The organism is Limnospira sp. (assembly GCF_051859755.1).
GTDB lineage: Bacteria > Cyanobacteriota > Cyanobacteriia > Cyanobacteriales > Microcoleaceae > Limnospira > Limnospira fusiformis.
Window position 1 is genome coordinate 21,916 of sequence record NZ_JBIMLI010000057.1, and the last position, 6,444, is coordinate 28,359.

At 43.1% G+C, this 6,444-nt stretch carries 4 protein-coding genes and 2 pseudogenes; all 6 read left to right on the forward strand.

The features are described from left to right. Positions 1-97 precede the first annotated feature (97 nt). The 6 genes and pseudogenes from ACTIE0_RS11985 (at position 98) to ACTIE0_RS12010 (ending at position 6,230) form a co-directional block, all read left to right on the forward strand. Entirely contained in the window at positions 98-2,356 is a 2,259-nt protein-coding gene (locus ACTIE0_RS11985; protein ID WP_006624240.1) for a ribonucleoside-diphosphate reductase subunit alpha, read from the forward strand. A 150-nt stretch (positions 2,357-2,506) separates the two neighbouring features. Beyond that, positions 2,507-2,719, forward strand: a complete 213-nt coding sequence (locus tag ACTIE0_RS11990; protein WP_006668400.1) for a hypothetical protein — start codon at positions 2,507-2,509, stop codon at positions 2,717-2,719. Positions 2,720-3,082: 363 nt separating this feature from the next. Next, positions 3,083-3,565: pseudogene (locus tag ACTIE0_RS11995) on the forward strand (ribonucleotide-diphosphate reductase subunit beta); the annotation flags it as partial. Positions 3,566-3,883: 318 nt separating this feature from the next. Next, positions 3,884-4,264, forward strand: a pseudogene (locus ACTIE0_RS12000) (ribonucleotide-diphosphate reductase subunit beta); the annotation flags it as partial. Positions 4,265-4,489: 225 nt separating this feature from the next. Further along, positions 4,490-5,341 (forward strand): type I methionyl aminopeptidase, encoded by an 852-nt coding sequence (map, locus tag ACTIE0_RS12005; protein ID WP_006624242.1) that lies wholly within the window; start codon positions 4,490-4,492, stop codon positions 5,339-5,341. Between the two features lie 148 nt (positions 5,342-5,489). Continuing rightward, positions 5,490-6,230 carry a response regulator transcription factor gene (locus ACTIE0_RS12010; protein WP_006624244.1) on the forward strand — a complete coding sequence of 247 codons (741 nt, stop codon included), beginning with the start codon at positions 5,490-5,492 and terminating at the stop codon, positions 6,228-6,230. Positions 6,231-6,444: the final 214 nt, after the last annotated feature.

Sequence of the window (6,444 nt, forward strand, 5' to 3'; positions counted from 1 at the left end):
ATATAGCGTAAAACGAGAAATTTGTCAATACCTGTCACTAAATATATATATAGAGTAAATTAGTAAAGCTGATTCAAATTCCAGACAGAAACAGACCATGCAAACCCTATCAACCACAACTGATACCCCCTTCAATCGCCAAATTCAGGTAATCCGGCGGGATGGATCATTAACTCTTTTGGATGTGTCCAGAATTCGCGCAGTCGTCAACTGGGCTTGTGAAGGCTTAGATGCTAACCCCATTACTTTGGAAGCTGGACTGACCACTCGCCTGAAAAATGGAGTCACCACCAGGGAAATTCAGGATAACTTAATAGGTTGTGCCTTAGAGTTGTGTAGCCCCTCAGACCCAGACTGGCGGTATGTAGCCGGGAGGCTGCATATTTGGAACTTGTGGAAAGATACCCTAGTTAGCCGTGGCTACCAATATGAGGATTATTGCCAAACCGTTACTAGCAAAGTGAAATCTGGTCAGTATGACGCGCGCTTATTAAAATATACCCCCGACCAGTTGAGAGAAGCGGGAAGCTGGATTAACCCCCAATGGGATAAAGATTATGATTATGCGGGGGCGGTTTTACTAACTAAACGTTATTTATTACCCGAGGAATTACCCCAAGAAGCCTTATTATCTTGTGCCTTATTATTAGCCGTAGTCGAAGCCCCAGAAAAACGAATGTTTTGGGCGCAGAAATTCTATCAAGCGATCGCCCTGCGTCAGATTTCTTTAGCCACCCCGATTTTAGCTAATTTGCGGATTCCTAACGGGTCTTTGAGTTCCTGTTTTATTATCGGTATGGATGATAATTTAGAGAACATATTTGACACCATTAAAGACGCTGCCCGGATTTCCAAAAATGGCGGCGGTGTTGGCGTAAATGTCAGCCGCATTAGGGCAACAGGTAGCTGGGTAATGGGTAAGCCTAACGCATCCGGTGGCGTGATTCCCTGGATTAAACTGTTAAATGATACCGCCATTGCTGTCAATCAGGGAGGCCGTCGCGCTGGCGCAATTACCGTCAGTTTAGATGTGTGGCATTTAGACATTCTCGAATTTTTGGAGATGCAAACCGAGAATGGAGACCAGCGCCGGAAGGCTTATGATATTTTCCCTCAATTAGTCATTTCTGATGAGTTCATGCGCCGGGTGCGTAACTGCGAAAACTGGACTCTGATAGACCCCTACGAAGTCCGGGTAAAATTGGGCATAGAATTATCAGAATTATGGGGTGAAGAATTTGAGTCAGCTTATCAAAAAATAGAAGCGTCTTTAGACTATGAATTAAAACTATATAAGCGGATAAATGCTAGGGAACTGTTTAAAAACATTATGCGATCGCAAGTAGAAACCGGGATGCCTTATCTGTGGTTTAAAGATACTAGCAACGCCGCCAATCCTAACCAACACGAAGGATATATTCCTGGGGGTAACTTGTGCCAAGAATCTTGGTCTAACGTCAAACCAGGAGAACTCGCCCATACCTGCAACTTAAATAGTCTAAATCTCTCTAATTTAGATTGGCAAGACCTACCCAATATTTGCGAAATAGCCGTCCGCATTTTAGACAACACCATCGAAATTACTCACCCACCATTTCAAGCCAGTATTGACCATAATCAACGTTATCGCACCATTGGCGTGGGTGTCATGGGGTTAGCGGATTGGTTAGCCAAACGGCGTTTTTCCTATAGCCATTTACAGGAAATTAGCAACCTGTTTGAAGATATCGGATTTTACTGCACTAAAACCTCAATGGAACTCTCCAAAGAAAGGGGGGCTTATCCGGCATTTGCTGGAAGTTCCTGGAGTCAAGGTAAGTTAATTGGTGCTAAACCAGTCGATTGGTTTTTAACCCACGCCGACGATAAACACAGGTGGAAAGAATTAAGCGAAGATATCCAAAAATATGGGATTAGGAACTCTCATATAACCGCCATTGCTCCCAACACATCATCATCCTTAGTCCAAGGTTGTACCGCCAGCGTATTACCCTGTTATAGTCGTTTCTTCTATGACAAATGGGCTAAAGGAACCGTCCCCATTGCGCCTCCCTTTATTAAAGACAACTTCTGGTTTTACCCAGAGAATAAAACCCTAGACCAGCAAATTGTTGTCAAAGCCGTAGCTGCCATGCAGCAATGGATTGATACAGGAATATCAATGGAGTTGATGTTTAACCTCAATCAAGGCGTATATTTCCCCGAGGAACCCGCGCGCAGCCTTAAAGCTAAAGATATCTTTGACACCCTGATGGCTGCTTGGGAACAGGGGTGCAAAGCCATCTATTATGTGAGGACAGTTCAGCGGGACAGCTTTCAAGAATCCGACGATGCCTGCACAGCTTGTGCAAATTAGCTATAATATCCGTTACCACTAAACTTCTGGTCGGGGGCATCCTAAATTCTCCCGATTAGTTTAGTGTTGTTGATGAAAATCAGCCGCTGATAAATACAACTTTTCAGCATTGATGAACATCAACAAAAACTCCCGTTTTGGATGGAAAAAATGACGCTTGTACTAAACTTTAACGGTCACAACAATAAGCAAATCAACAAAATGCCCCTCAATCCCATCTTTAATCCTGATGGTAACGATGATGTGGCTCACCGTTCAATGTGGTTTGGCGAGACTACCAACCTAATGCAACTCAATGATGTTCGCTATTCTTGGGCAGTCGGTTTATACAAGCAAATGCGCGAAAATTTCTGGGTTAATTAGGTAGCCCAGATTAAACCCCTTGAAAACGGGGGAACTCTGGAGTTGCATGGTTCGCCAAAACTGGGGATAACCGACAAGGAACCTTACCAAGTTGATGTTAAACAAAGAAAAGGTTTTTTTGCGCTAATGGCGATCGCATATAGCACTACAGACAATCCCGTGCCCAGCTCACAGATACTGAGAAGGTGTAGAGACTATCCAGGTTATGGAGTAGGCAGTAAGCGGTTGACTGTCGAAGCGGGGGGCTCTTTTGTTTCACAAGAGATGATGATATAGTCCGATCTATGTGGTGACACATAGCAGCTTGAATAAAGCGGGCAACACCTAGCGACTGTTGTTGAACATCAATGACCTGAAAAATTAGACATCACCCAGGATGTTGTCGATTACACTAATTTAACCCCTGATGAACGGACGGCATTTGATGGAATTCTATCTTATTTAACTTTCTTGGATTCCATTCAAACCTGCAACATTCCGTATCTGAAAAATAGTGTAACTGCCCCAGAAGTCAGCCTCTGTATGGCCGAACAAATCTCTCAAGAAGGAATGCACAATCAGAGTTATCAATACATGATTGAAACTATCATTCCTTCGGAACGGAGAAACTACGTTTATGACTTTTGGCGCACCGATAAAGTTTTACGCGATCGATGTGAGTTTATCGCCGGACTTTATCAAGAATATGTTGATGATCCCACCCCGGAAAATTACTTTGTCTCATTGATGGCAGATTACTTGTTAGAAGGAATGTACTTTTATAATGGGTTCATTTTCTTCTACAATTTGGCATCGCGAATGTTAATGCCTGGAAGTGCCGATATTTTCAAGATGATTAACCGTTAATGTTAGCGGCTATTGTCAGTAATGATAATAGAAAACCCCTTGAATTCAGGGGAAGTCTCATTGAGATAATCCTGAGCGAAACCTATGCTAATTAGCAGAATGTTCAAACTATGTCAGAGTTAAAATCTGGTAACTGTTATGAACAAGGGACGTGCAAAGACCATCCAGAAATGGAGTAGAGTCAAGCGACTCGAAGCGGGGGGAATCCTTCTTACATAAGCTAAGGATTGTGATATGGTCTGTTCTATTCGGCGACGGGTAGCTGCTTAAATCAAGCGGGTAGGGAATAGCGACCCCTACTGAACATTAAAGGACGAACTTTCTCATGTGCGGTTATTCCAGAAAATTATCCCGGAAGCTATGGCAATTTTTCCCCATTCCCAAGACCGGATTTATGAAATGTTCGATGCGGCTGTTCAACATGAATGCCGCTGGACCAATCATATTGTTGGTAACAACATTTTGGGAATTACTGAACACAGTACAGAACAGTACACTAAATATCTCGCTAATATCCGACTGCGTTCTATTGGTTTAGAATCCCTCTATAGTGACCCCAAATACCAAAAGAGTCCCTATACTCATTTAGAGCGTTTCTCGGATACTAAAAAAGAAGCTCACACTAAGGCGAACTTCTTTGAAGCCAGTGTTACCAGTTATGTGATGTCTTCTGGGGTGAGTGGCTGGGATGAAATTTGAGGATTACCCACCACTAAACTGTTAGCAACGCAACCAAGACAGGAAGAGACTATCACAAACCTTCTTCCTGTTTTGATTTCTACGGTCAGCCTCTGACGCGGAATTGCTACCATGAGTAATAATACTGAATGTTTCAGACCCATATAACCCAGACATTCCTCAACAGGTGTTCTACAATAAGATATTGCACCCCTGTAAAATTCCATTGATCCAATCTTCGAGATAATGAGAAAACTGTTTAGCGATTTAATTTCCAAACCAGCACCCCCAGCCCAACCCCAACCCCAACCCCCCCAAATTAAAAAACGCCGTGGCGGTATCAGCATTAAAACCCCCGAACAAATCGAAATCATGCGAGAGTCGGGTAGAATAGTCGCGACAGTCCTCAAAGAGATCTCACAACAGATCAAACCTGGTATGACTACCGCAGAAATCGATGCCTACGCTGAAAGGCGGATTAGGGAATTAGGCGCTGTTCCTAGCTTTAAAGGCTATCACGGCTTCCCGGCTAGTATTTGCATCTGCATTAATAACGAAGTAGTCCACGGTATCCCCCGTAAAAATAAGGTGATCCGTAACTCAGATGTGGTAAAAGTCGATACAGGAGCCTACTACCAGGGTTTTCATGGAGACTCCTGCATCACTATTGCTATTGGTGAAGTGACACCATCAGCTAGTAAACTGATTAGAGTGGCTGAAGAATGTCTGTATAAAGGCATTGAACAAGTCAAAGCTGGAGCCTACTTGCTAGACATCGCTGGAGCTATTCAAGACCACGCAGAAGCTAATAACTTTCAGATTGTCCAAGAGTTTACAGGTCATGGGGTAGGAGAAAACCTGCACGAGGAACCTTCGGTGTTTAATGTCCGCACCTATGATTTACCTAATGTCAAGCTCAAAGCAGGTATGACCCTAGCCATTGAACCTATTTTAAACGCTGGCTCTCGATTTACCCGTATCCTTAGCGATCGCTGGACGGCAGTTACGGTTGATAACGCCTTATCTGCCCAATTTGAGCATACTGTATTAGTGACTGAAAACGGCTACGAAATTTTAACCGATCGCCATCAAGTCTAAACAGATACCCCACCAGCCAAAACAGGTAAATTTTCCTCAACCCTACTAAATACCCCCTCCCTTGGGTCTAGGGTTGAGGAGAGATCCACTTTCCCCGGCTTCGGCTGATAAGTCATCAAACCTGTTAACTTTTATCAACTTTATAAAAATGTCAAATCAAATCCCAGAAAATGAGCCACAAGGGGAAGAAATACCCCCAGTATCTCCTCGACTTTTATTAGTAGATGATGAACCGGGATTAAGGGAAGCTGTCCAAGCCTATTTAGAGGACAGTAACTTTATTGTAGATGTCGCGGAGAATGCTAAACTGGGCTGGGAATTACTACAGCAAAATCTACCAGATTTGGTAATTACTGATATTATGATGCCGGAAGTTGACGGCTATCAATTCCTCGAACAAATGCGGTCAGAACCCAAATTTAAAGCACTTCCTGTGGTGTTTTTAACTGCTAAAGGTATGAAAGGCGATCGCATTCAAGGTTATCAAGCCGGTTGTGATGCCTATTTATCTAAACCCTTTGACCCAGAAGAACTGGTAGCCATTGTTAAAAACCTGTTAGAACGTCGAGCCGCCACCCGCCAGGAAGCCGAAGAAGGCACCCCAGATATTACCGCCTTAGCTGGACAAATTGCCCGCATTGAAAATATGCTCAAGGGTAAAACTGGCATCAATTTGAGTCCTTCCCCCATTAAAATTGACCTAACACCCAGAGAACAAAGTGTTTTAGATTTAGTCGCTCAAGGACTAATGAATAAAGAAATAGCCAGCCGTTTAGAAACCAGTGTCCGCAATGTCGAAAAATATGTGAGTCGGTTATTTACTAAAACTGGAACTAATAGCCGCACTGAATTAGTCCGTTATGCTCTCGAACACGGTTTAACCAAGTGAAAATACTTGGGTATTTGTTAAGATTTATTGAGAATCATCATGAAATCTCCATTTTTTTGTTAGCATTCAGTCAGAGAGCATGATTTAATCTCAAATTAGGTTAACATTTTACGGCAATACGGTATAATACCAAGTATGGTGCGAGACCTTCGGGTATGAAATAGAGCTGAAATGGGCGAAATAACTACCCGGTGAGGACTTCAACCCCTTGGTT